Source organism: Paenibacillus xylanexedens (assembly GCF_007676705.1).
In the GTDB taxonomy this organism is placed as follows: domain Bacteria; phylum Bacillota; class Bacilli; order Paenibacillales; family Paenibacillaceae; genus Paenibacillus; species Paenibacillus xylanexedens_C.
On record NZ_VEBF01000003.1, the window covers coordinates 639677 to 664133 of the forward strand.

Sequence of the window (24457 nt, forward strand, 5' to 3'; positions counted from 1 at the left end):
CAAAAAAACAGCCTCGCAAATGAAGCTGCGAGGTTGTGTATTTTCAATCAAATATTTGAATTTTTCCATTGTTGGTACCATAACTCAATTTCCAAGCCAGGGCGGATGCCCGCCTCTTGTTCTAACGTTGTAACCAACTGATTATATTGAGCGATCACGGGATCTTTATTACCTAATCGATCGTAGGTCTTCATTAACGCCAGTCCGACTTCCTCCAATGATGGCTCGAATTGCTGTATCCGGTGATATAGCGTAAGTGCTTCCGTATTCTGTCCTAGATCAATGTAATATTGTGCAAGTTGCATGGCATGATTACGCCATAGTGCATGCAAGCGCTGACGCTCCAGCTCAGCCCATACGTAATCGTCCTCACCATAATATTGGCCTTCATATTGATCTGAGGTCTGCCGATGCTCGATCATTGTAGTCGACGATAATGGAGATAATCGGTTAAGACGACTTTCCCATTCTTCCACATCAACCCTGAACTCTCCTGTTTCCAATAGATATCCAAACTGTTGATAACGAATAACCATCTTTTCCTCGCCCATGAATTCGTTCATCATACTGCGTAAGCGATGGATACCACTATGCAGATTGGATATACCTCTCCGCTCTTCTAACTCTGGCCACAACAGCTCAAGTAACGTATCCCGTTTAATCGGTTTGTTCCGGTGGTGAAGCAAATAGGCGAATAACTCTCTAATCTTGGTTGTTCTGAACTTCATGTGTTTTGGTGGCTCATTCGGATGCAGTTGAACCTGAAGCATTCCCAGACAGCGGATTAACAGGGATGGTCCTTCTGCTATATTCAGACTTGCTGGCAAAGTTCGGCGGTGATACATCTTCATCGTTTTTTCCAAACGGTCACGTGTTACAGGCTTCATAATATAGTCGAGCACTTCAAGCCCATAGGCCGTCAGTGCATGTTCGTTATATGCGGTTGTGAAAATAACTTCTGTCCCAGGAGAAACCTCATGGATACGCTCGGTCGCCTCGATCCCGTTCATCCCCGGCATTTGAACGTCCATGAAGACGATTTCCGGCAGATGAATTTCGATCTGATCTATGGCTTCCTGTGCCGTCAGAAAAGAGCCGATAACTTCGCAATCCTCTCTCTCTAGCAACAGTTTGTTCAACCTGCTCAGAGCGAGATATTCATCATCTACCAAAATCACTCTCATATGCACAACTCCTCTGGCTCTCTGATCACCCTTTAATCTATAATTTTACCATAAATCCTGACGTGGGACCGCTATCATTTGAATATAGAATCTATGTTCCGGTATTCAAAAAAAATGTTCTTCACTTTCAAAGAGCATGCAGGAATTTGGAGGAAACTGTCGAAAACTAAAGTCTGCCATGAAACCAATAACCTATAAAAAGATACCCCGATATGTAGTGCTGTCGATTCTATTCCTGACTATTTTGCTTGGCTTTCGCTGGATATGGTCCGAGACTTTCACTATACCCGCACATCCTGAACCCGCTAAAGGCGTGTTGGACCTTCGAGGCTGGGACCTCGCCAACGCTTCACCCATATCCCTAGATGGAGAATGGGAATTTTACCCCCAGGCGTTAATCTCTAATCGTGACGTAAAAATAGTGGACAACCCATCCACACGGATTCAAGTTCCCGGTGACTGGCGGAATGCATTACCACAATCCTCATCGTCATTCGGATATGGAACGTATCATCTTCGCATACTTTTAGATCCATCCGTGAAGAAAGTCTCTCTCTGGGGTCAGAAAATCCAGACCTCATCGATCATCGAGATGAATGGGACCATTGTTTCCGAATTTGGTCAACCTGCCACCCACGCTGAAGCCTATCGACCGGAGAGGACTGCATTTACGACTTCCTATGCGCTTGACGGTTCCACCGAAATCAATCTTCTGGTGCAGACAGCTAACTTTGATGACCCTTATAGCGGCGGGATCACACGCTCCCTCTATTTTGGTTCTCCAGAAGCCATTGGAAGTGAACGAGGATTGTCTATCGATCTGCAAAAGATCACGTTCGCCATACTGATTTTGCACAGTTTATACGCTTTTATCATGTTTCTGTTTATCCGGAAGGAACGAGCTCTGCTGACGTTCTCGATGCTAACACTGGTAGCTGCCCTAACGGTCGCCTCCGATCATGACAATCTGTTATTGAGTTGGATGCCACTCAACTTCACTTGGATTGTTAAGGCCAAAGCATTGTCCTATCCACTGTTCGCATTCTTTCTTCTACAGATGGCCAGAAGTTTCTCCCATAGTCTACAAGGGCGTAAACTGTTTCGTATCTACGCCAGCGTGCTTGGTGTGTACTGTGTATTTTTGCTAATCGCTCCGGTGACCCTGATCTACCATGTACTTGAGATTGGACTATCTGACTTCCTTTATCTGTTTGCCATTGGCTGGTCTGTATACCTGTTCTTCCGAATGGCAGCCGAGAAACGAAGTGACGCCAGCTTTTTGCTCTTTGCGGCAACTAGCAGCCTATCAAGCGTGTTATGGGGAATTGTGAACTCGCGTAGCGAGATCACCAACGTGTATTATCCGATTGATGTGATCGCGGCCATATTCGGCTTCTCCGCCTATTGGTTCAGGAAATACTTCCGCAATTCAAGTGAGATTGAGCAGTTGTACGAACAGCTCAAAGAGGAGGATCGGCAGAAGGATCAGTTTCTTGTGAATACGGCTCATGAGCTGCGTACACCGCTGCATGGCATCATCAACATTGCTGAGAGCATTGCAGTCCGTGAACGGCGTAAATCAGGTGGGCAGCAGGCAGAAGACATGAAACTGTTAGTTACCATCGGTCGACGCATGTCTCAACTCGTTGATGACCTGCTTGATGTCATTCGTCTGAAGGAGAAACGTATTAAACTTCAAAAGAAACCACTTTCCCTTGCATCTGTCATCCCAGGTGTGATCGGTATGTTCCGATTTATGGCAGAGGGAAGGCCTGTCCACATGAAGGTAGATATTCCAGAATCACTGCCGTTGATTCAGGCCGATGAGAGAAGACTTGTTCAGGTACTCTACAACCTGTTGCATAATGCGCTCAAATTTACTGATGAGGGTACCATTACCGTATCTGTTCGGGAACATGGAGAGCACGTCTTGATTCAAGTTTCAGATACAGGCGTTGGCATGAGTGAGGAGATACAACAGCGAATATTCGAGGCGTATGAACAGGGGACTCCGGAAGCTCGCATGAGTGGAGGAATCGGCCTGGGTCTAAATATTAGCAGGCAGCTCACTGAACTGCATGGCGGACAGCTCACGGTTCAATCTGTACCCGGGCAAGGATCGACCTTCCAGATCTCACTTCCACGGGAAGATACCGAAGCGCTCTCTGACCAGACTGAGCAGCGATGGGACGCTCACAGCTTCGATGAAGTTGCGATTGCAGAACCGGAGCAGCAGACTATATCCCATGATCAGACTGCCGCAAGAATTCTTGCCGTCGATGATGATCCTGTAAACCTGCGAGTACTGATCTCCATGCTTGCGAATGAACCGTATCATATTCAACCCGCGGCCTCGGCGCTTGAGGCACTCGAATTATTGGATAAGGAGCCTTGGGACTTACTGATTGCCGATGTCATGATGCCTCATATGTCCGGCTATGAACTGACCGAGAACGTACGCAAACGTTATTCGGTCTCGGAGCTTCCCATCCTGTTGCTGACGGCCCGTAACGAACCAGCTGATGTATACGCCGGATTCATGGCCGGTGCTACGGACTATGTCACCAAGCCCGTGGATGCCGTTGAATTAAGGCATCGCATCGGGTCTCTGATCGTACTGAAACAATCCATTGATGAGCGACTGCGCATGGAGGCTGCTTACTTACAAGCACAGATTCAGCCCCATTTCCTTTTTAATACGCTCAATTCAATCATGGTTCTTAGTGAGATGGATACAGAGCGAATGCAGAAGCTCGGCGATGCTTTTATCGAGTATCTTCAGACCAGCTTTCATTTTGTCAATTCGGAGAAAATGGTGGAGGTCACTCATGAGTTGGATCTGTCACGTGCCTATCTCTACATTGAGAAAGAACGTTTCATGGACCGGCTAAATGTTATCTGGGATATTCCAGAGGATCTCGATCTTTCCCTGCCACCACTCACCATTCAACCGCTCATTGAGAATGCTGTTCGACATGGTATTCTCAGCAAAGTTGAGGGTGGAACCGTGCATATCCGAATCATCAACCAAACAGCGTCCACCTTGATTGAGATTGAGGATGATGGTGTAGGGATGCAACCGGAACTGATCGAACGGGCATTGGCATGGCCCAAGAAGGGACCAGGGGGGACCGGAGGTATTGGATTAACCAATACGCATCGCCGGTTGACCCAGATGTACGGACAAGGTTTGACCATCGTCAGCTCGCCGGGTCAAGGTACGAAAGTATCCTTTGTCATCCCTTTGGACCGCAACACAGGAGTCTAAGCGATACGACAGTTCTGTAACTCTACAACTGGCATTCCGTACAGTCCCTGTCCGTATGTTTTGTGTAAGGTCTAACGTGAATGCGATGGTGAAGGACAGGTTCAGCTTCAAGATCAGACATACCAAATATACAAAAAGAGAGCTAAGCACGGGTTTCATCCCGACTTAGCTCTCTTTTTGGGTCTTGATCCTTATTTAACACGATTAGATTAATCGTTATACGTGCAGGACATGTTTTTCATCCGATAACCCCAGCGCCTTGGCTGTTGAAGAATGAACCTCTTTGAGAAGATCCAAGTTCTCCACAAGGGATATGCCGTAGGAAGGGATCATTTCCTTGATCTTCGGCTCCCATGCCTCCATATGCTGCGGGAAGCACCGCTGGAGAATCTCAAGCATGACCTGAACTGCGGTGGATGCACCTGGTGATGCACCTAGCAAAGCCGCAATCGTTCCATCTGCAGACGTGACCACTTCTGTACCAAATTGCAACGTTCCCTTGCCACCTTGGACGGTATCCTTGATCACCTGCACACGCTGACCCGCCAGAACCATATCCCAATCCTCGCTCTTCGCACCCGGAACAAAGTCACGCAATTCTGCCATACGTTGTTCTTTGGATAACATCAGTTGCTGGATCAGATATTTGGTCAAAGAAATTTCTTTGACACCTGCTGCGAGCATCGTAAGCAGATTATGCATCTTAACAGACGTGATTAAGTCGGCATTGGAACCCGTCTTCAGGAACTTCGGCGAGAAGCCGGCAAACGGCCCGAATAGCAGCGACTTCTTATTGTCGATAAAACGGGTATCCAGATGCGGAACGGACATCGGCGGAGCCCCTACCGAAGCCTTGCCATATACTTTGGCGTGATGCTGTTCCACGACTTTTTGATTTTTGCACACCATAAAAATCCCACTGACCGGGAATCCGCCGATATGTTTCCCTTCCGGAATGCCCGTCTTCTGGAGCAAATGCAGACTTCCACCGCCCGCACCAATGAAGACGAATTTCGCCTTATGGCGTTCGACTGCACCACTCTTCAGGTTTTTCACGGATAATTCCCATTGTCCATCGCTGGTGCGTTTCATATTCTTCACGCTATGTTGGTAGTGGATGCCCACGTGTTGTTCCTTCAAATGTTTGATCAGCATACGCGTTAAAGCACCAAAGTTAACGTCCGTACCGGAGTCAATTTTGGTCGCTGCAACAGGTTCATTACTGGTACGATCTTTCATCATCAGCGGCATCCATTTCGCCAGCTCTTTCTTGTCATCTGAGAATTCCATGCCTGCGAATAGCGGGTGATTCGATAAAGAGTCATACCGTCTTTTCAAAAACTGGACATTGCTCTCTCCATGCACATAACTCAAATGAGGAATCGGCATAATGAAGTCCCGCGGATTACGAATCAGACGGCTATTGACGAGATAGGACCAAAATTGCTTTGAGATCTGAAATTGTTCATTCACTTTAATCGCTTTGCTAATATCTACGGTTCCGTCTGGTCGTTCAACGGTATAGTTAAGTTCGCACAATGCAGCATGCCCAGTTCCGGCATTATTCCATTCGTTGGAGCTTTCCTCTCCTGCAGTGGCTAGCTTTTCAAAAACCTTAATATTCCAGTCTGGTGCCAATTCTTTTAGCAAAGTTCCCAAAGTTGCACTCATAATTCCGGCACCAATCAAGATAACATCTGTACTCGTTTGTCCCTGGCTCATGTCTACCGTCCTTATATCCTATATTTGCCAAAAGGATGTAAGCGTTATCGATTTGGCATTTGCAGCAAGCCCATTCTTGAACGGGATCGCACCTTCTCTGAATGAATATAACCTTGATCTAGTGTATCAATAATATAGAGCAATTTAAATATGCAATTTCAAGATATTTGCTATTCCATCAGTATACGCTAGTTTACATCGGAACGTTAGCCCGGTTATAGGCCTGAAAGATATATTTGTTCAAAACAAAGAAAGGAAACCGGTTTAGCCGTAAAATGGATGCGCCAAAAGCCGCTCTCGAATCTCTTCGTAAGGCGGCTTCATATATAAATTAACCTATTAACACCCCCGGCGTTTCCGGGAGTACTCAGAAGATCGAAATCAGCTCTTTTGTATACGGATGGCGTTCTTCAGCGAACAACGCATCCGCGCCAAAGCGGTCAACGATCTGACCTTCCCGCATGACGATGATGCGCTGGCTCATGCGATGTACAGCAGCCAGATCATGCGAGATGAACAAGTATGACAGACCCAGCGATGTCCGTAGATCCGTAAGTAACTGCAGAACGGCTCCCTGTGAGATCACGTCCAGGCTGGCCGTCGGTTCATCCAGAACGACAACGTCAGGCTCAATGCCAATAGCACGCGCGATCGTGACGCGCTGACGCTGTCCACCACTTAGCTCATGCGGATATCGTCCAGCCATATCGCTTGGAAGCTCGACAGCTTCAAGCAGCTTTTGGACGTAAGCATCCTTCGACGTGTAGGTAAAGTGGGACAGCTCGGCGTTCCGTCCAAGTTGTTCATACGGATCGATCAGCGAATCAGCAATCTTGAGCTTCGGATTCAGTGCCGCCATCGGGTTCTGGAATACAATCTGGATCTTCCGGCGATGAAGTCGTAACCGTCGGCCGCTCAGTCGCGCGATATCCTGGCCGCCCAGTGTAATCGAGCCCTTATCCGCATCTTCTATCCGAAGTAGACAGCGGGCAAGCGTACTCTTACCGCAGCCGCTCTCACCAACGAGGCCAAGACACTCACCGCGGTTCAGGAAGAAGGAAATATCATTCACAGCCGGCCGGTCTGCACCTGCATACGTTCGGCTGAGATGTTCCACGTGAAGCACAGGATCGCCGGAGATGCTGAACGATGAAACAGTCTCTGCACCGGCGATATCTATATCAGTATCTGCATGATCTGTATCTGTAGTATCTATGACTGCATTGTCTGTGTCTGCATGGTTTACGTCGTTAGCAAAATCGTGGCTTCGCACACCAGATTCTTCGGACTTCACGAGTCCACGGCGTTCATCATTTGCGGTCGTCTTCATTCCGTTCCTGCCTCCTTCAATCCCGACTTCAGCGAGCGACTCAGAACGGGAGCCGCCTCGATCAGCTGGCGAGTATATTCATGCTGAGGATGATCGAGAATGCGATGCTTTCCGCCAGATTCGACGATCTGCCCTTCCTTCATCACAGCCAAACGGCTGGCATAGCGGCGTACATGACGCCAATCGTGTGTAATAAACAGAATCGCACAGCCCGTCTCCGCTTGCTTGCGTGCCAGCAGCTCCAACACGCGATGCCCGGACACACTGTCCAGTGCCGTTGTTGCTTCGTCAGCAATCAACAAGCGAGGAGACAACATCAGTGACGTAGCAATTGAAGCCCGCTGAAGCTGTCCACCGCTCAACTGGAACGGATAGCGACGCAGCAATTCAGCGCTAAGGCCAACCGATTCCAGCGCTTCTTCAGCCCTTTTCTTGCGGAGGGCAGAAGACTTTTCCCCATGTACCTTCTGGTATTCATCAAAGTGTCCGCCAATGCTGCGAAATGGCGTAAACGCTCCCTGATAGTCTTGAAAAATATATGAGATGCGGCTTCCCCGCAGGGCACGCATCTCCTTCGGCTTCCGTTCGAGCAGGTTACTGCCTTCGAACATCACTCGTCCTGACGCATGCAGGTTGGGCGGCAGCAGACGACCAATCGCTTGCGAGAGCAAGCTTTTGCCGCTACCGCTCTGTCCAACCAATGCCATGAACTCACCTTCGCGAACAGCCAGAGAGACTTGATCTACAATAGTGCGATCTCGACTGGAGATGCTCAGTTCCTCAATGGAGAGAATCATGGCTGCACCTCCTTCTTCACGTCAAACCGGTCTCGCAGATAGTCACCCAGCATGTTGGCGAGCAGGACTACCGAGACAATGGCAAGGCCCGGATAGATCATCAGCTCTGGCCGAGACTGGAAGTAAGGTCGTGAGTCGTTCAGCATCGCACCCCATTCAGGTGTTGGCGGCTGTGCGCCAAGGCCGATGTAGGACAACGAAGAGATGAGCAGGATGATTTTGCCCAGATCGAGACTGGCTAACACGAGCACATGCCCTGCGATATGTGGAAGCAGATGCTTTCTCATGATTCGACCGTCCGATAGTCCGTTGGTCCGGGCAATCCGAATGTAATCCTTTTGTGACTCGGACAAGACTGTACTTCGAACGAGACGCGCATAACTGACCCACTTTACGATTACGATCGCCAATACCAAATTACCGATTCCCGCGCCAAGCAGGCCACTGAGCACAATCGCCACGATGGTATCAGGGAATGCAAGAAAGGCATCAGCGATCCGCATGAACAGCTTATCGACCCAACCACGTTTGTATCCTGCGATCAGTCCAAATGGAATACCGATCAGCAGTGCAGCACCGAGTGCCAGCAGGCTATAACCCAGTGTTTGGCCGCCACCCAGCAGCAGACGTGTCAGTACATCGCGGCCCAGATGATCGGTGCCGAACGGATGGAGAGCACTTGCGCCCTGCAATCGTCCGCGCAGATCAGTTAAGGTATGATCATGTTTTAGAACTAAAAAGGCATACAAGGAGGCCGCGATGACTAGAAGTGCAAATAGCAAACCAACGATCGCCTGCCAGCTATGTTTTTTAGATTTTGTCGTTGAAATGGGCAGGGGCATGGTTTTCATCGGTGGGCCTCCTTTTCCTTGAGTTTCATTTCAGGATTCAAATAACGATAAGATAGATCAACCGCCGTATTCACGAGGAATACCACGATCGCCATGATCAGGATGTAACCCTGGATCAGTGGATAATCACGCTGGCGGATGGCGTCGACGACAAGTTTGCCGATACCCGGATAAGCGAACAACACTTCAATCACGACGACTCCGCCAATCAGGCTGCCGAGGCTGACGCCGAATACCGTAATGACAGGCGGCAGACTATGCCGAAACGCATGAAGCATGAAGATCCGACCTTCGGATAATCCTCTTGCCCGGGCGGATCGAACGAACTCCTGACTTAGTGAATCTAGCAGGCTGGAACGCAAAAGACGCACATAGACGCTGGAGATGGCAAGTCCCAGCGTCAGAGATGGAAGAATAAGCGATGTGAATCCATCCCGGCCCATGGTCGGCAGATTGCCGAAGCGTACGCCGAACATGTCGATCAGGATTAGACCCAGCCAGAAGCTCGGCACCGCCGCACCCACAATGGAGAGCATCCGGCTGCCGCGGTCAATCCAACTTCCACGATGGAGCGCTGACAGCGAGCCGAGCGGGATCGCTATGACGAGCATGACCAGCAGTGCGCCTATCGTCAGTTCAGCCGTAGCTGGCAGCGCACGCATCAAGGTCTGCATGACGGGCTGGCCTGTCGAATACGATACACCGAAGTCGAGTCGAACGAAATCGAGTAACCAATTGCCGAACTGGACAGGAAGCGAATCGTTGAAGCCCATCTCCTCGCGTACAGCTTCGACCTGCTCCTGACTGACGGACAGTTCGTCTACGTTCAATATCGTCAGCACGGGATCACCAGGAGCCAGACGAATGAACAGGAAGCTTACAAACATAATGAACAGCAGAAAGATAAATACCTCAAGGAACTTTCGAAGCAAAATGCGAAACATTACATCACATCCAGCTTATTCGTAATCATGTAATATTCACTGCGGGTGGTAACCCAGTTCTTAATCTTCTTACCGTTATAGGCAACGATCGTACCAGGATGCAACACGAATGAATTCAGCACGTTGTCATGCACGTAGTTGGCTGCCTTCTCGGCAAGCTCTGCGCGCTTCTCCGGTGCAACTGTGAGATTCAGTTCGTCGATGATCTTGGTAAGTTCCGGATCTTCAGATCCACTGAAGTTAAGAGCACCCTTCGGATGGTACGTCGCATTCAGGTAATAACCAGCATCCCCACGCGGAGCTGTCAAATTACTATACGTCGCAATATCCCAGTCGCGGTTGGACGCCATATAATCTTCCGGGGTGTCAATCTGGCGGATCTGCACGTCGATACCGATCTTCTTCGCATCAGACTGGAACACTTGAGCAATCAGTGGCAGATCGGCACGAGCTGAATACGTCAGCAGCGTCAATTGCAGCGGCTTGCCATCTTTCGTCATCACGCCATTTTGCAGCTCGTATCCAGCTTCCTTAAGATAGTTCACTGCGGCGTCAGGCCCGGATTGCTTAGCAGTCTCTGCATAATTCGGCGCGAACGGCAGCGATGGCAGGAACGGACCGATGGCTGCTTCTCCGTATCCGAGAAGGATCGTGTCCACGATGCCCTGACGGTCGATCAACGCATCCACCGCACGACGGACGTTAATGTCCTTCATACTCTCCCGCTGCATATTCGTCGTCATCTGATGCACGCGGAACGTCGACGTGGACTCCACAGTCATGCCATCCATTGCTTTGAGCGATTCGAGGCTCTCGACCTCTGGACGGTATACGATATCTACCTGTCCAGATTTGAGCGCTAGTGTGCGGGCATTGGCATCTTCATTGAATGAGAATGTGATGGAATCCAGTGGAGATGCTCCATCCCAATATTCATCATAGCGATCCAGATCCAGCTTGCTGCCTGGTGTAAAAGAAGTTAGTTTGAACGGGCCCGTACCAATGGGCTTGTTCACAACGTCCGGCTCACTCACGTCGATAATCGCCGTGTTGGGGTTCACCAGTTCTGAAGCGAACTCCGGGAACGGTTGAGTTGTAGTGATCTCCAGCTTGTCGCCCTCGGCTTCTATCGTATCGATCTTCAGTGCGTTCTGAATCGCTACATTCTCTTCCAGCGCCCGCTCAAGGGACGCTTTAACCGATTCGCCAGTCATCGGCTTGCCGTTCTGGAAGGTCACGTCATCTCGCAGGTCGATCGTCCAATGCTGACCGTCTTCGCTCTCCCAGCTCTCGGCGAGCCATGGAGCAACTGTTAGATTCTCTTCATCGAGACGAACCAGCGTTTCCGTAATGCCCGCGCGCAGCGGCACATAGCTGGAATCCACATGTGGATCTAGCGAACTGGTGGAGAAGTTATATAGGAAGTGAACATTTTTATTATCGGTGGATGGTTGCGCAGCGGGACTGGACTCAGATGATCCGCAGGCGCTCAACAGTCCAGCGCTCAAGGCCAAGGAGACCAACGCTAGCAGTGGCGTCTTTTTATTCAAGGTAATGCCCCTCTCTCTTAATCGTAATCATTATGATCTAAACAATGAGTACTATCATATCGTAATGATTACGTTTTGACAAGAGTTATATTGGTGTTAGAACGAGAAAGAATCCGTCTCTCGGATGAGAGCGGATTCTTCATGTTTTTTGTTACATATGAGTGCTTGATTAGTAGGCATTTCCTTTGCGATCCGGAATTGTTTACAGGTAGAACCATGCAAGATTTCTCGAAGAGTTACAATCCAGTTTCGTAGTCTTCCAGCAAATGTGACCAGTAACCTTCGATGTTCTTCATTGCTATCGGATCAATCTTCTCAAAATTGCCACGAAGTGCTCTGGCATACTCATCTGAGGTATATGAACCTTCCAGTCTCACTTTAGTTGCCAGTTCATTTCTAATTAGATGAAATAAAAAGAAGGTTCCCAAATTCTTGTTGAGCATATATACGTTGGACTTATCCAATGATGATGTCGTGAAAAACATATCGCTCCCTTGTTTTAGATAGAGACCATATGAGTCACGCATACCATAACTTGCGAAGTGACCAATCTGAATATATTCCTCTCCTTCAATAACTCTCACTTGGAAAGCTTCAGATTCATAAAAGGAAAAATCATCATATTGTTCTGGAACTCCTATGTCGATTAAAAAATGAGCATTCTCTTCACTTATGCCCCAATCTTTTAGATTAGTAAAGTCATAATTAATTATTTCCGTGTCATAGTAGTCCTTTATCTCTACGATATCAAAATCTATGCTCTCACTCCTAAGAGTTACGTAAATGGTAATTACTAAATAACGCAGCCCTAATAACTGCGTTATCGTTTGATGGTGAATTTTTTATTATACTAATTTCGCCTATTTTAACCCCTTAAGAAATTCCTCTAATATTTTTTGGCTAGCAGTTCCTGCTCCTGAAATTGCATTATGCACACGATCTAATATCATAGGGTGATCTATAATTCGTTGCTTATGTTCAGTAGATGTGTAGCTTCTTAATGTATCTATACATATTTCAAATAACTCGCTGTCTTCAACAGAAAGTATCGAAAGTAGGATTTCAAATTCTTGTGTGTGCTGTGTACTATCTAGACAGTAAGCCAGCTTTTTCTTCCAGTACAGTGGCTTATTCAACACCTCAATGGTTAACTGATCCCAATCACTTTGTCCGAAATCCTCCAATATTTCTGCTGCTATAATACAACCGTCATCATACCAGGAATCAACTGTTGTCACAGCTGATAAAAGATTATCTAATTGTTTGTACATATTAAACATTAACCTCTATCTAGTCGTCTCCCAGTTTGATCCTACTTTCTGGATACCGGTAAGATTAATCCATGTAAGAAATGGCCGTCTTGATAATATTCGTTAATTTTAATTCAGGATATTTTTTATCACATTCCTTGAGGGTGTTGATATATTCTGTACTTTGGAGATTACAAGCTATTTCTTCAAACACCTCACTAACCCAAATAAGTTCGTCCTTACTACAGTTCTTGAGGAATTGAATCGTCTCATCTTCATTTTGGCTTAGTATATTAATTAGTTCATCTCTGTATTGCTCGATTGCAGGATCGTTCATATGAAGAGCCGCTCTTTTTCGTATCACTTCTCTAGACTCTTCGATCATTTATAGTGACCTCCATTTTTAGAACATTCTGCCCACCACGCAAAGCGCATAAGATCTTCGTATCATTGTACTATCAGAGTGAAATTAGGGAATCGCTCTTTATCCCATCTACCATTTCAAAAGAGATTATAATTACACGTTCAGAGATCTTGGTAATGTAACCCCACGGCTTCTCAAATCAATCCTGCCATATCCTCATCTAATCTATCTGTTAGAGTATTAATCGCTTGGAATATAACTTGTAATCCCTCTTCGGGTGAGCGTGAGAAAACGGAAATATTGATACAATAATTAATATTTAAATTCAACTCTTCTCTCGTAAAACTCACTAACTCATCATCGTCTTGTACGATAAGTGAGAAGTTAGGATTGGTAATTGTGTAATAACCATCCCTCGATTTCATGTGAGTCTCCTGAGAAAAATCTTGTAGTGAACTCAACAATAGTTCCGCTAATTGTTGAGTATCTTTTTTATAGATTAGGTACAATGCTAAATCCATACTATTCCCTCCGGGAACCATATAAAAAATGTAGTAAGTATCTAGAGTCTAGGTTACAATTTTTCAAATCATTTTCGGATCTTTATAACACCAATCAGAGTCATAAGTCATTGAGTTTATCTTTTGTATATCTTCCCAGGTGAAGACCCAGTCGTAATCAGACACCCAAAAATAGTCGGATCTATTAAGATTCAGGTATTCATAAACAAAACGAAGAATGACCCCTTCTGCTCCAAACACTTCTTCTATTGTACCCACTCGAATGAGTTCGTGATTAGGATCCAAATCAAGATCTTCATAGTCACTGAATATTACACTCTTATTTTCCTTTGCCTTCACATACATAATGAATTGATGATTATTCTCGTCGCTATTGTAGGAATGAGCCAGTATATTCAAATGTGTAGAAGAGAATTTTCCATTTTCAAGGTTTTTATGATTATCAAAAATAATCCGGTTGTCGGAGTTAAACGCTGCAATCATAGTGTCAGACAAAAACTTTTCTGGCGTATACTTCTCACGCTCTATCAGGAAAAAAGCATTGGTTCCCATTAGTTATCCTCTTCTTTATTAGTTTAAGGACTGTAGAACTGCTATGAACGGAGGATGCCCCGTTTCTTGGTGTTGTAACAAACTTGGTTTGCGAAATCTTAAACTCGTCTGTAATTCAATTACAGGTGCGTCCGCCGAGATTCCTTTTAGCGATACTTTTATCCAAAGGGGGCACAATGGTACTCTACAACCCAATATCTTTGTAACAGAATCAATATCGAACTCGCGTCCGTCTAAATTATTCGAATTTAACATTCCCCGGTAAAGATATTCGTCTGTAGAATTTAAAGATTTACCCAACTCCTCAATCGGAGTGATTATGAATTTACTGTTCTCACCCAGTACTTCGTTATGATAGGAAGATAATTCATCTACAGTTTTTAATAAGTATTCCTTAAAAGAATCTAGGTCCATATATTTACTCAGCATGCCAACTCCGTTAATATAAATTCAATTCAGCACTTGTCTTTTAGATATAATTTAAAATTCATTCTCCCACGGTAGCTTCTAACCATTTTGCTGCATCTTGGCCTAGAAGGACTGTTGGGTTGTCAGGAGTGCCGACATTAATGCTATGGAAATTCGCTTCAGTTATTCCTTTAATATTTTTCAAAGTTGCTCCATAGAATGAAACTCCTTCAAACCTCGATTCGCTTATATCTATATTTATTAATGAAGCGTTACTAAAGTCAGTTAAAGAGAAGCTACTTGCCGAAAAATTACAATCTATAATCGTAGCCCTTTTAAAATCAGCCTCCCAAAAATCACCTCTAGCAAATCTTACATTATTCAAAGCTGCATTAGAAAATTCAGTATAAGATAGGTCCGACTTATAAAAATCACAATCCACTAATTCTGCGTCGTTGTAAGTTGACGAACTTAAAACTGAGGCATGGAAATCCATGTTGTTCAGACTAAGATTATCAAAATTACAGCTAGTCATATACGATTGTTCCAAACACACACCAGTTAACTCATAATGTTGAAAATCAACTTCCTTTAATCGTAGCTTCTCACCTTCTTGACCACTAGTCTCTACCCACTTTTTGTGAAGCTCAAATTTAAGATCTAACTCTTGTTTCATGGCTTTTCATCCTCTATGTTAGGTATGAATGGGGAGAGAAACGGATCATCATTCTCCATTACTTTACCTCGAATTAAAGTGTAGACCTTAAACTGATTGAAGGATTCCGAATCATCACTATCTCTTACATAAAGAATTCCATAGGAACCTGGAGCTATTTCACCTACTTTTCTAAACACTTTGATCGGATCATATTTTGATACATGTTTGTGATTATCTAGGCCGGCTATCCATAGTTGAAAGTCACCATTAACTGCTCTCAAGTCCAAAACACCTGTAGGCCAATTTAGCTCATATACATATTCCCGCAGATGTTGGATAACTAAACCATATTGATACTCATCTTCTTCAAACGAGGTACTCTCTCTAATGGTTGCCCATCCATGATATTCGTACATAATCTCTTCACAACCCCTCATCCGTATCTATGTGGGCTAGTTGACTATAAAGCCATTATCTTTAATCTGTTCTTTCAATAATCGCTTTAAAGGGAGCATGTCCCGTTTCAACATTTCTCAGCAAAGTAGGTTTTCTAAACCTTAGACTGCACTGTAACTTAAAAATCGCTGTAGCTTCATCCAAACCTATAAAGATTACATTAATCCATATAGGCACCATTGGCTCTAAACCGCAAAGAACATTCACCGTATTGATTAACGGTAACTGCTTTCCTCCTATATTATCCTCACTCAAAATATTCAATCGCATCATATTATCTGCACTATTCAATGGCTTATCCTTTTCCCTCACAGGCTCGATAATGAATCTATATTCATTAGATGTTAACCCAATTTCATTTGAGATTTCTTGAATTGTCTTTAATAAATTTTCTTTGAATATTTCTTTATTCATCTGTTTTATTTGTTCCAAAGTCATCCCCTCAGTTTACTCAATATGATTTAATTCAATGTCGCTAATATCTTGTACTGAAATATTTAAATGTCTCCAATACTTAAGAGGATAAGCTGAACCCCCTACAACCATTTCGCCTTGTCTTATGGTAAAACTCCCGCCTTGTTCAAAGAACTTTATCATCGGTTCGTAGAGGTCGATGTATTGAATTGCTTCATCCACTCCTTGATCTGCTAATTCGGAGACTTCTAAATAACCGTAGCAAATTACCTTCACATAAGGATTTCCTAGCGTGTCCAGTTTTGAACAAGCTCGATATACTTTTTCATCTATAGCTTTTCCAAGAATTTTAGCAAAACTAAATAGGGGATATTGATCTATTGAAGCATCCATCTCATTTAGTAATTGATTAACGCGTCTCAGATATTCTTTAATCAGAACATGAGAAGATTCTAGTGAGCTATCTTCTGTATCCTCAAATGAAATAGACGATAAACGTTCAATAGCTTTGGTTAGTAGCTGCCCCATGCGTTGCTCTCCTCTTGATCGACTATTAAACCTATTTAGAGTTACTTCAAAGGTAACGACTAAATAACGCAGCCCTAGCTACTGCGTTATCGTTTGAAAGTATGTTCCATGCTCCCAATCAGTCGTATTCAATATACACGCTGCAACCGTTCGTTTTGGCTAATTCTAAAAATGTTGATATCTGATTTGCTGCTTCTGGGAGAGTAGGGACAATATTCTTAACATTCTCTATTTGCTTACCAGTTACTTTACTCACATTGAAGGATTTAAATAAATGAATAGCTGAATCCAGGTCCTGTATTTCCCATGGACTTTCCTCATACCAACCTTCATGGGCATAATATTCTTGTAGAATACCATTGTCAGTAGACTCGTAATGACACATAAGATCCAATAATGTCTCCAAATATCCATTCCACATCTTTAGGATATTTTTCTCCGTAGAGTTTTCAAATACAATTAATATTTCCGGTTGCCCCTCGTAACCAACATAATAAAAGTCATTAACTTTATCTTCTTTCATAGTTCATCAACTCTCCAACGCTCATAAAGAGGATTACCCTCGCTCTACTATTATGAACTTAGTTACTCGCTTATTATACTCATCTTCCTCTTCAAACGAGATCATATCTACACGTTCAGGGATCTTGGTCCGGGAGATATGAATCCCATGAATACAAGAATCACACCATATATCTAAAAACCCTATTCTTGACCGTGTATCTCCGACATACTGAAAGTGTATATTGGAATGGCCACAATTAGGGCAATTTAGTTCATATTTATTTTCGTCCTTACCTACTAACCTCAGCCATTTACTATGTTGTGTTTTAGCCATTAAATTACCTCGTAGTATATGACTTACTATCAATTTCTTGCCAACTTTAAAGACTAATCTCCCTCAGAAAACGGTTTAATAAAAAATGTACTCTGACCGATTCTATACATCAGCCCGTTCGAATTGTGAAGATCTCCTTTTGAAAGTGAGCTCCCAGCTTCTTAAATCAACCCTGCCATATCCTTCTCAATAAAGTTTCCATCCAGTAAATCATAAGGCCAATCATAGATATCAGGGTTCTCTCTGCAATACGAGTTAATGACAAGCTGACCGTCGGACCGCAGAAAGATCACGCCAGATTCACTATCTGTCAATGCAATATCCTCTTCTAATCTGTCCGTTAGAGTATTAATCGCTTGGAATATAACTTGTAATCCCTCTTTGGGTGAACGTGAAAAAACGGAAATATTGATACAGTAATTGATATTTAAATTTAACTCTTCTCTCGTAAAACTTACTAACTCATCATCGTCTTGTACGATAAATGAGAAGTTAGGATTGGTAATCGTGTAATAACCATCCCTCGATTTCATGTGAGTCTCCTGAGAAAAATCTTGTAGTGAACTCAACAATAAATCTGCTAATTGTTTCGTGTCTTTTTTATAGAATAGGTACAGCGCTAAATCCATACTTCAATCAGCCCCAGACCTATTATTCCAAACTATTCATATCTAATGGTTTCATCTCAAGAAATTTATCGTACCAACTATTTAGTGGAATATGTGCACACCCTACTACATTCAGCTCTCTTGGTTTAAGTACAACTAATCCCTGTCGTTCAAAGATTTTTATAAATGGTTCATACACGCTTAGATATTCTACATATGATTGATTCTTATCAGCAAGCTTTGCTAATTGTAAATAATATTCGAATACTTTATACACATACACATTAGTACCATATTCGCTCATTGCAGTTATATTACAATAATCAGAAATTTCTACTTCTTCATTATCTCCCAATACAGTTGCAATGTTAGCAATAAAAGGAGGTAGCGGTCGTATAGAACTCTCCTTAAAAAAATAAGCTAATCTTCTTAAGTACTCACGTGCCAAATCTGCTTCTACTTCTGAAGATCGGCTTCCTACTTGTTCCCAATTTATCTTGTTAATTCTTCCTACTGCTGCTTGCAAATTCACTATAGCCACCTCAATTTCAATATTTATCTGGATCGTCAAAAACGTATTTTCTGACATCATCTACAGGATTGTATCCTGGGAATGGGGGAGGATTAGGATCCGTTACATCTGCTTTATCATGTGCATTTTTTGTAGTATCTACATTAAATGTCTTCTTGGCAGAGTCCCATGTATTTTGATCTCTTAATGGTAAGGGTTCAGAAATAACCTCTCCTTTATCATTCTTAACTCCATTTTTCATTATATCGCTTTCTTTCAATTCGTGATTTGCAGTTTGCCGAAACCAGTCTTTTTCTGCTTTAGTCAGTTCTCTTAGCTGTGCCTGTTGCCAACCGTAAGCAATATCTTGATCTCCTTGCATGTATAACTTTTGATAAGATCTACCCTCCACAGATAGATCATGAACATTAAGAAATAAATGTTTTTTCATCGCGGCAACTTCTGCTTCCGCCAGTCCAGTGTTTTTAGAAACCGTTTGTACATCATCTAAACCGATTTTTCTTATATCAATATACTTTCTCTCAACAAAAGCTTGAAATCCGTCTTCTGGAGGTATTATGTGTGGTCTCATTTTTATTGGATCAGTTATATATTTCCCCGATTGTGCCCCTTCGGCATCTTTAGCCTGCTTTTGCCCATTCCCTTTCTTCGCCTTAGCAGCCTCAATATGCTGTTTAATCTTCGCCACAGCAGGATTAGAAGCTGGCAATCGATAAGGCCCTTTACCGCCCGGCATACTCCCACGAACCATCTGAATCGCCATGAATATCTGACTAAACTTCAGAGAGGTCACCATCATTTGAGCATACTTATCTGAAACAGGCTCTCCCGTCGTAGGATGAATCCCCATCTCAAACGCCTTGATCTGTAACGCAAAAATATCTTCTCCAGGCGGTTCAACGTTCACAGCTTGCATGCGATTAAAGTCCAGATTTTCCTGATCCCTCTGATAAGCCTGAAGAGCAGCCTGATCCGCAACACCATTCTCGTTGACAGGCATCCATACCCACTTACCAAACATATTGACTTGCGCCATCCGATAGCCCTTATCACCCGAATCTGAATCACCTGTTGATTTGGTCATCATAGCTGCGGCACCGACAGCTCCAATTGCACCACCCAGACTTCCCTTCTGAGCATCTGCATCTTGGAAACGCGTGGCGATATCCTTCAATTCTTTGGATGTGTTCACCATACTCTCCAACGCTTTATCCAGTATAGGTCGTGACTGCTCGAACTCATAGTAAAATCGCTCCTGCGTCGCACCCATCCACATCATCTGAACGAACATGATCTGTCTCGTCAGATCACTTCGTATACTCTCTAACTGTTGTCTGGCTTGATCCACCTGATTTGATACGTGACGTAGTTGTTCAGGGGTAACTTTAATTGTACTCATACGTTTCTCCGCTCATTAGAAATAGGATTATCCTATGTTAGCAGAAGTGTAATATGTAAACTATCCGGCTAACATCCTGATTTCACCATGGTAAAAACACAAGCTGTGCCCCTCATCGGTGCTATGGTCCTATATGCATATACCCACTTCAAGGCATATCCTACCAGTTTCAGTAAATGCCTTTCCTACTTCATCCTCTCCAACATCACCCGATACCGCCCAATCTGCTCCCCTGTCGCCTCTTCCCGCAATGATTCAAAAGTGAAGTTTGAAGTGCAAACTATTTCAAATTCTGGAGTGAACTAAATCACATACAGATTTCTAAGCAAAAAGAAAGAAGAGCGTTGCACTAAATTAGCATAGACAACACTCTTCATAATTCAAATCGATTCAAGTTATCTTGTTTTACTCATTTGCTAACTTAGTATATTTCTTAGCAGTGAGGATCCCGGGATACGATGTCTCTAAAGTATCATAGGTTATTTCTATCTCGTCCCCAACATTAAACTTAGACAGGTTTATACCACTAACCCAATATACTTCACTATATTGGTTTGATTGTATTAATTTATTAGTATCTTCCTGAAGATCCTCTGGTACCAACTCACTTATTACAAGAATTCTTTTGTTCGATTGATCAATCTCTTTTACATATCCTTGAACCCGTTGATCATTTGAATTAAAAATGGTACATGCACTCAATATAAATAACAGTGAACATATTAACAACACCTTCATAAATTTCATACGGACACACCTCCAATTAATTTATTTAAATTAATTTAGAATTGGTTCCACATCAAGTTTACTTAACACATTACTTATGTGTGAATATACTCCATCAGTACCTATATAACCTTTATTTACACCCTTTAGGATTGTGCTGTAATAAACCGGTCCTCCGCTGAGAGCTTTATTAGCTGGTATTTCCTTTACGATCCGGAATTGTTTACAGGTAGAACCGTGCAGGATTTCTCGAAGAGTTATAACCCAGTTTCGTAGTCTTCCAGCATATGTGACCAGTAACCTCGATGTACTTTAAGGATTAAACAAAATAGATTTTATCCGGAACATTTCAAATACAAAATTCGTTTAGGGACTAAAGAGGGGGAGTACGATGAGAAGATATTCATTTATCGTCTTAATGATTGCTACAGTTATGATCCTGATTCTTAGCGGCTGCCAAAGTTCTAATAAGGCCGATCAATCTGGAGTAAGTAAAGTACTGAAGGAATTACACACCTTCTATCCTGGCGATATTACACAGGTTGATTCTATTGAAATGATGAGTGGTGGTGATGGTACTAAAAAACAACCACAGATAAGGTACTAATTCAGGAATGGATTGAAAAGGTACGCGATTTAGAAATCGTACTTGATCCGGACCAAGAGGATGCTACAGGGGTTTTGTACCATGTCACGATGTTTGAGCAGAGAAAAGAAGTGCTGTACATGACACCTACCGATATAAATTATCAGCGAATGCAGCCACAGTTGGAATTGGCTGACCGAATGTCGGAACTTTATGATGCCATAGAATAAGAGTATTCTTATGTTCTGTATTCAAAGTGACTACATGCTGAAAATTTCGATATGAAATTATACTTCGTAATCAACATTTTCAGCCAAAGTAGGTTCTCTATGAGGTCAGTCGCTTTACATCGGTTAACTTTTCCTGAAGTATTTGAATACTCGTACTCTGCAGTATGTCAGGATTCAATTCAGTAACAAAATCCAGAAACTGATGCGTATTTTTCATAATTTCATCTGTAAAGGAAGCCGAACCTACAATAACATCCTTCCAAGTTGAGTATCTAAATTCCTCAAGTGGTTCAGTAATAAATAAGTCCAGAATAACTTCCCGATTAATATCTTCTACTAAACTAACTTGTAGTTCCACTCCCTGCTGTTTAAACTCCAGCCAAAAATTAGCGCTATCAGGAATTCGATAAGCAACATATTGGTGTGTTCTAATCTTCTGGACTATAGTCAGTAAGTCAACAAACCATCTAATAAGTCTTTCATTACCAAATGGACAATCATCAAAGAACATACCATACTTACTTCCGTTAAAGTCCAATTCAATAATTCCCTCGATATCTTGTTTCGTTAGATCAAACTGCTTTGCAGACATTTGTTTAATTTCATCAAAGTTATCAATTGCTTTAAATGAAATAGTGAACATATTTGAACACCCTAATCTATTAAAATAATAATTTTATATATATGTGTACTATACGGAATTAGTCAAAAACAATACACCTCCGTTTGAGAATTCCAGGAGAATGGGTACAAACAAATAGAACTATAGGTCCTCACAAACAGCATCTAACATGGATTAAAATATAGTATAGTTATCTAAAAGCGATACAAGAACAAAGTAACGGTAAAATATAACTATCTGTTGAACAATCAGAAGAAAAGGTGAAGTTATGAATATATACACCATGGATAAAAAAGACGTTCAACTGACCCACCTCATAGGCTATACATTATCTAAGCTTTGTACTTACGAGTGGGTCAGATTTAATATGTTTGCAAGAGAGGACATTTACCACAGCACGCCTGGATTATATTTCCGATTTCATAACCCTGGTGATGTATATAACCAATTGGCCGAATGTGTAGCTTCTTTTCAAAAAGGGGAACTGCAATGGAAACTATATCTCAGCTATGAGAGCCGCAATAAAAATTATAGCTAGAGCCATATGAAGTATTCTTAGCAAGATCAACAGATGAATTTAAAGAACATTATGACTTAAAGCGTATTTTGAGAGAAAGATATAATGAAATTTGTGAGTTAGGTATTGAGGATATACAGGCCTTGAACGATCATATAGAGGATTGGTTTAATTTAGAGAATAAAATGCCGATTTTCCCCGAAGATGAATGACTCATACTAAGAGGGCCGTTATTACAATATTCCTTGAAATTAGTGGATCAAAAACCGAAGTAGCCAAAATGATTATCTCTAGGGAGTAGATCAGATGGTGGATAATAATAATGCATGGAGCACGGAGTATTCTCCTGTTGATATTCATACCGTAAAGACAGTGGAAAAGACTTGGGGTATACAATTCCCCTCTGAGTACATTCATTTCATAGAAAAATATCACGGTGCAGAACCTGCCCAACGGACGTTGAACATCAGTGGAAAAAAAGTGATGTTTTCTTCCTTCTTAACCTTCATCGCATTTGATGAGCTTGATATATTGGATGTATATAATGAGCAAAAGAACAACCTTCCTCCTAATCATTTTCCTTTTGCTATAGATGTAGAGGGTAACCTGTTTTGTTTTAATTACAGCCACAATTCTCAGCCTAATATTATCTATATTGAAACGATAAATTCTTACAACCGCTTGGGTGGTCATGTGGCCGCCACAGACTTTACAGCGTTTATCCAACAATTTAATTAAACAATCTGACTTCATCCAGTAAGGATGGAGTCTATACTAGAATTAGAATCTTGAAAGGATGCTCTCATGATAACCGATAAAAGCTTCTGATTCGGGAAAATATTTGTGTAATGACTGGCCCCGCCGGATCTATAAAGGATTTTAAAAGAGGTGTTACATATGTTAGTTAAAAAAATAATAGACGAATGGGACCCCATTGATCTATTCCCCTACGCTCCTGAGGATGAATATGAGGAAGAGGTAAAACAAATTGAAGAATGTACTCGTAACGCCAGCTTGGATAAACATAACTTAGCTAAAGAAATATACACGATGTTCAGGGGAAAATTTGGGAGCGATATATTCACTGAGAGTTTAGAGTCATGTACAAATATTGCGAATAAAATTCTGGAACTGCCTCACTTCATAGGCTATACATTATCTAAGCTTCGTACCTACGAATGGGTCAGATATAATATGTTTGCAAGAGAGGATCTTTATCATCACACGCCTGGATTTTATTTCAGATTTTTCAATCCAGGGAAGGTGTACAACGAATTAGCTACATGTATAGATGCTTTCCAGGGCGAGTTACAATGGAAGTTGTATCTTGGTCTTGAGACTCGCAACCAAAATTACAGCTTGGAACCATATGAAGTATATCAGGCAAGATTAACGGACGAATATAAGAAAAATTATAATCTAAAAAGAATTTTAGGCGATAAGTATAACGAAATATGCGAAAAAGGGATCAACGACATTCCATCTTTAAGTGATCATATTGAAGATTGGTTTAATTTAGAAAATAAAAAGCCGATCTTTCCTGACTGTGACTCGGGTAAAATATAAACTGCGTCCAAAAAGAGTGGAGCAATGCCCCCACTC

Annotated in this window: 27 protein-coding genes; 5 read left to right on the top strand and 22 right to left on the bottom strand. The window is 42.8% G+C overall.

Annotated features, from left to right (window positions below):
• Positions 1-47: 47 nt before the first annotated feature.
• Positions 48-1184 carry a response regulator gene (locus tag FS628_RS20700; protein ID WP_145324907.1) on the bottom strand — a complete coding sequence of 379 codons (1137 nt, stop codon included), beginning with the start codon at positions 1182-1184 and terminating at the stop codon, positions 48-50.
• Between the two features lie 178 nt (positions 1185-1362).
• Between FS628_RS20700 and FS628_RS20705 the strand changes: the two genes are divergently transcribed.
• Positions 1363-4452 carry a hybrid sensor histidine kinase/response regulator gene (locus FS628_RS20705; RefSeq protein ID WP_186327909.1) on the top strand — a complete coding sequence of 1030 codons (3090 nt, stop codon included), beginning with the start codon at positions 1363-1365 and terminating at the stop codon, positions 4450-4452.
• A 216-nt stretch (positions 4453-4668) separates the two neighbouring features.
• On the opposite strand, the gene FS628_RS20710 is transcribed toward FS628_RS20705, so the two are convergent.
• The 20 genes from FS628_RS20710 to FS628_RS20805 form a co-directional block, all read right to left on the bottom strand.
• A complete protein-coding gene (locus tag FS628_RS20710; protein WP_076217108.1) occupies positions 4669-6174 on the bottom strand; it encodes a malate:quinone oxidoreductase in 1506 nt (501 codons plus the stop codon).
• Between the two features lie 367 nt (positions 6175-6541).
• Positions 6542-7504, bottom strand: a complete 963-nt coding sequence (locus FS628_RS20715; protein WP_145324909.1) for an ABC transporter ATP-binding protein — start codon at positions 7502-7504, stop codon at positions 6542-6544.
• Positions 7501-8301 carry an ABC transporter ATP-binding protein gene (locus tag FS628_RS20720; protein WP_145324910.1) on the bottom strand — a complete coding sequence of 267 codons (801 nt, stop codon included), beginning with the start codon at positions 8299-8301 and terminating at the stop codon, positions 7501-7503. The genes FS628_RS20715 and FS628_RS20720 overlap by 4 nt, the downstream gene beginning before the upstream one ends.
• A complete protein-coding gene (gene nikC / locus FS628_RS20725; RefSeq protein ID WP_186327902.1) occupies positions 8298-9152 on the bottom strand; it encodes a nickel transporter permease in 855 nt (284 codons plus the stop codon). The genes FS628_RS20720 and nikC overlap by 4 nt, the downstream gene beginning before the upstream one ends.
• Positions 9149-10096, bottom strand: a complete 948-nt coding sequence (gene nikB, locus FS628_RS20730) for a nickel ABC transporter permease (RefSeq protein WP_062836581.1) — start codon at positions 10094-10096, stop codon at positions 9149-9151. The genes nikC and nikB overlap by 4 nt, the downstream gene beginning before the upstream one ends.
• The gene (gene nikA / locus FS628_RS20735) at positions 10096-11646 is read right to left on the bottom strand and encodes a nickel ABC transporter substrate-binding protein (protein ID WP_145324911.1); all 1551 of its coding nucleotides are present in this window, start codon (positions 11644-11646) and stop codon (positions 10096-10098) included. Before nikA ends, nikB begins: the two co-directional genes overlap by 1 nt.
• 236 nt (positions 11647-11882) lie before the next feature.
• Positions 11883-12485, bottom strand: a complete 603-nt coding sequence (locus FS628_RS20740) for an SUKH-4 family immunity protein (protein WP_313958625.1) — start codon at positions 12483-12485, stop codon at positions 11883-11885.
• A 21-nt stretch (positions 12486-12506) separates the two neighbouring features.
• The gene (locus FS628_RS20745; protein ID WP_145324913.1) at positions 12507-12917 is read right to left on the bottom strand and encodes a hypothetical protein; all 411 of its coding nucleotides are present in this window, start codon (positions 12915-12917) and stop codon (positions 12507-12509) included.
• A gap of 64 nt (positions 12918-12981) precedes the next feature.
• On the bottom strand, positions 12982-13281 hold the full coding sequence (locus FS628_RS20750) for a hypothetical protein (RefSeq protein ID WP_145324914.1): 300 nt from the start codon (positions 13279-13281) through the stop codon (positions 12982-12984).
• 173 nt (positions 13282-13454) lie between these two features.
• Complete coding sequence (locus tag FS628_RS20755) at positions 13455-13781, bottom strand: hypothetical protein (RefSeq protein ID WP_145324915.1); 327 nt, start codon at positions 13779-13781, stop codon at positions 13455-13457.
• A 63-nt stretch (positions 13782-13844) separates the two neighbouring features.
• Positions 13845-14333, bottom strand: coding sequence for a hypothetical protein (locus tag FS628_RS20760; protein ID WP_145324916.1), 489 nt, complete (start codon positions 14331-14333; stop codon positions 13845-13847).
• Positions 14334-14820: 487 nt separating this feature from the next.
• The gene (locus FS628_RS20765; RefSeq protein ID WP_145324917.1) at positions 14821-15417 is read right to left on the bottom strand and encodes a pentapeptide repeat-containing protein; all 597 of its coding nucleotides are present in this window, start codon (positions 15415-15417) and stop codon (positions 14821-14823) included.
• Positions 15414-15815 (bottom strand): Imm7 family immunity protein, encoded by a 402-nt coding sequence (locus FS628_RS20770; RefSeq protein ID WP_145324918.1) that lies wholly within the window; start codon positions 15813-15815, stop codon positions 15414-15416. Before FS628_RS20770 ends, FS628_RS20765 begins: the two co-directional genes overlap by 4 nt.
• Positions 15816-15876: 61 nt before the next feature.
• On the bottom strand, positions 15877-16269 hold the full coding sequence (locus tag FS628_RS20775) for a hypothetical protein (protein WP_313958622.1): 393 nt from the start codon (positions 16267-16269) through the stop codon (positions 15877-15879).
• A gap of 33 nt (positions 16270-16302) precedes the next feature.
• Entirely contained in the window at positions 16303-16797 is a 495-nt protein-coding gene (locus tag FS628_RS20780) for a hypothetical protein (protein ID WP_145324920.1), read from the bottom strand.
• Between the two features lie 118 nt (positions 16798-16915).
• Positions 16916-17320, bottom strand: a complete 405-nt coding sequence (locus FS628_RS20785) for a hypothetical protein (RefSeq protein WP_145324921.1) — start codon at positions 17318-17320, stop codon at positions 16916-16918.
• A 476-nt stretch (positions 17321-17796) separates the two neighbouring features.
• A complete protein-coding gene (locus FS628_RS20790) occupies positions 17797-18264 on the bottom strand; it encodes a hypothetical protein (RefSeq protein WP_145324922.1) in 468 nt (155 codons plus the stop codon).
• Between the two features lie 22 nt (positions 18265-18286).
• Complete coding sequence (locus FS628_RS20795) at positions 18287-18775, bottom strand: hypothetical protein (protein ID WP_186327903.1); 489 nt, start codon at positions 18773-18775, stop codon at positions 18287-18289.
• Between the two features lie 16 nt (positions 18776-18791).
• On the bottom strand, positions 18792-20174 hold the full coding sequence (locus FS628_RS20800; RefSeq protein ID WP_145324924.1) for a WXG100 family type VII secretion target: 1383 nt from the start codon (positions 20172-20174) through the stop codon (positions 18792-18794).
• Between the two features lie 405 nt (positions 20175-20579).
• On the bottom strand, positions 20580-20921 hold the full coding sequence (locus tag FS628_RS20805; protein WP_145324925.1) for a DUF3221 domain-containing protein: 342 nt from the start codon (positions 20919-20921) through the stop codon (positions 20580-20582).
• 370 nt (positions 20922-21291) lie between these two features.
• On the opposite strand from FS628_RS20805, the gene FS628_RS20810 reads away from it, so the two are divergent.
• Entirely contained in the window at positions 21292-21507 is a 216-nt protein-coding gene (locus tag FS628_RS20810; RefSeq protein ID WP_145324926.1) for a hypothetical protein, read from the top strand.
• A gap of 306 nt (positions 21508-21813) precedes the next feature.
• On the opposite strand, the gene FS628_RS20815 is transcribed toward FS628_RS20810, so the two are convergent.
• Entirely contained in the window at positions 21814-22359 is a 546-nt protein-coding gene (locus tag FS628_RS20815) for a hypothetical protein (protein WP_145324927.1), read from the bottom strand.
• A gap of 262 nt (positions 22360-22621) precedes the next feature.
• Between FS628_RS20815 and FS628_RS32040 the strand changes: the two genes are divergently transcribed.
• The 3 genes from FS628_RS32040 to FS628_RS20825 all read left to right on the top strand — a co-directional run bounded on the left by FS628_RS32040 (position 22622) and on the right by FS628_RS20825 (position 24421).
• Complete coding sequence (locus FS628_RS32040) at positions 22622-22876, top strand: hypothetical protein (RefSeq protein ID WP_222125267.1); 255 nt, start codon at positions 22622-22624, stop codon at positions 22874-22876.
• Positions 22877-23161: 285 nt separating this feature from the next.
• The gene (locus tag FS628_RS20820; protein ID WP_145324928.1) at positions 23162-23593 is read left to right on the top strand and encodes an SMI1/KNR4 family protein; all 432 of its coding nucleotides are present in this window, start codon (positions 23162-23164) and stop codon (positions 23591-23593) included.
• A 159-nt stretch (positions 23594-23752) separates the two neighbouring features.
• Positions 23753-24421: a DUF1871 family protein gene (locus tag FS628_RS20825; RefSeq protein ID WP_145324929.1), complete on the top strand. Its 669-nt coding sequence runs from the start codon at positions 23753-23755 to the stop codon at positions 24419-24421.
• The last annotated feature ends 36 nt before the right edge of the window (positions 24422-24457 follow it).

Coding starts and splice junctions, on each gene's coding strand:
- FS628_RS20700 (WP_145324907.1), bottom strand. CDS start 1,184: ATGAGAGTGATTTTGGTAGATGATGAATATCTCGCTCTGAGCAGGTTG.
- FS628_RS20705 (WP_186327909.1), top strand. CDS start 1,363: ATGAAACCAATAACCTATAAAAAGATACCCCGATATGTAGTGCTGTCG.
- FS628_RS20710 (WP_076217108.1), bottom strand. CDS start 6,174: ATGAGCCAGGGACAAACGAGTACAGATGTTATCTTGATTGGTGCCGGA.
- FS628_RS20715 (WP_145324909.1), bottom strand. CDS start 7,504: ATGAAGACGACCGCAAATGATGAACGCCGTGGACTCGTGAAGTCCGAA.
- FS628_RS20720 (WP_145324910.1), bottom strand. CDS start 8,301: ATGATTCTCTCCATTGAGGAACTGAGCATCTCCAGTCGAGATCGCACT.
- nikC (WP_186327902.1), bottom strand. CDS start 9,152: ATGAAAACCATGCCCCTGCCCATTTCAACGACAAAATCTAAAAAACAT.
- nikB (WP_062836581.1), bottom strand. CDS start 10,096: ATGTTTCGCATTTTGCTTCGAAAGTTCCTTGAGGTATTTATCTTTCTG.
- FS628_RS20745 (WP_145324913.1), bottom strand. CDS start 12,917: ATGTACAAACAATTAGATAATCTTTTATCAGCTGTGACAACAGTTGAT.
- FS628_RS20750 (WP_145324914.1), bottom strand. CDS start 13,281: ATGATCGAAGAGTCTAGAGAAGTGATACGAAAAAGAGCGGCTCTTCAT.
- FS628_RS20755 (WP_145324915.1), bottom strand. CDS start 13,781: ATGGATTTAGCATTGTACCTAATCTATAAAAAAGATACTCAACAATTA.
- FS628_RS20760 (WP_145324916.1), bottom strand. CDS start 14,333: ATGGGAACCAATGCTTTTTTCCTGATAGAGCGTGAGAAGTATACGCCA.
- FS628_RS20765 (WP_145324917.1), bottom strand. CDS start 15,417: ATGAAACAAGAGTTAGATCTTAAATTTGAGCTTCACAAAAAGTGGGTA.
- FS628_RS20770 (WP_145324918.1), bottom strand. CDS start 15,815: ATGTACGAATATCATGGATGGGCAACCATTAGAGAGAGTACCTCGTTT.
- FS628_RS20775 (WP_313958622.1), bottom strand. CDS start 16,269: ATGAATAAAGAAATATTCAAAGAAAATTTATTAAAGACAATTCAAGAA.
- FS628_RS20780 (WP_145324920.1), bottom strand. CDS start 16,797: ATGGGGCAGCTACTAACCAAAGCTATTGAACGTTTATCGTCTATTTCA.
- FS628_RS20785 (WP_145324921.1), bottom strand. CDS start 17,320: ATGAAAGAAGATAAAGTTAATGACTTTTATTATGTTGGTTACGAGGGG.
- FS628_RS20790 (WP_145324922.1), bottom strand. CDS start 18,264: ATGGATTTAGCGCTGTACCTATTCTATAAAAAAGACACGAAACAATTA.
- FS628_RS20800 (WP_145324924.1), bottom strand. CDS start 20,174: ATGAGTACAATTAAAGTTACCCCTGAACAACTACGTCACGTATCAAAT.
- FS628_RS20805 (WP_145324925.1), bottom strand. CDS start 20,921: ATGAAATTTATGAAGGTGTTGTTAATATGTTCACTGTTATTTATATTG.
- FS628_RS20810 (WP_145324926.1), top strand. CDS start 21,292: ATGAGAAGATATTCATTTATCGTCTTAATGATTGCTACAGTTATGATC.
- FS628_RS20815 (WP_145324927.1), bottom strand. CDS start 22,359: ATGTTCACTATTTCATTTAAAGCAATTGATAACTTTGATGAAATTAAA.
- FS628_RS32040 (WP_222125267.1), top strand. CDS start 22,622: ATGGATAAAAAAGACGTTCAACTGACCCACCTCATAGGCTATACATTA.
- FS628_RS20820 (WP_145324928.1), top strand. CDS start 23,162: ATGGTGGATAATAATAATGCATGGAGCACGGAGTATTCTCCTGTTGAT.
- FS628_RS20825 (WP_145324929.1), top strand. CDS start 23,753: ATGTTAGTTAAAAAAATAATAGACGAATGGGACCCCATTGATCTATTC.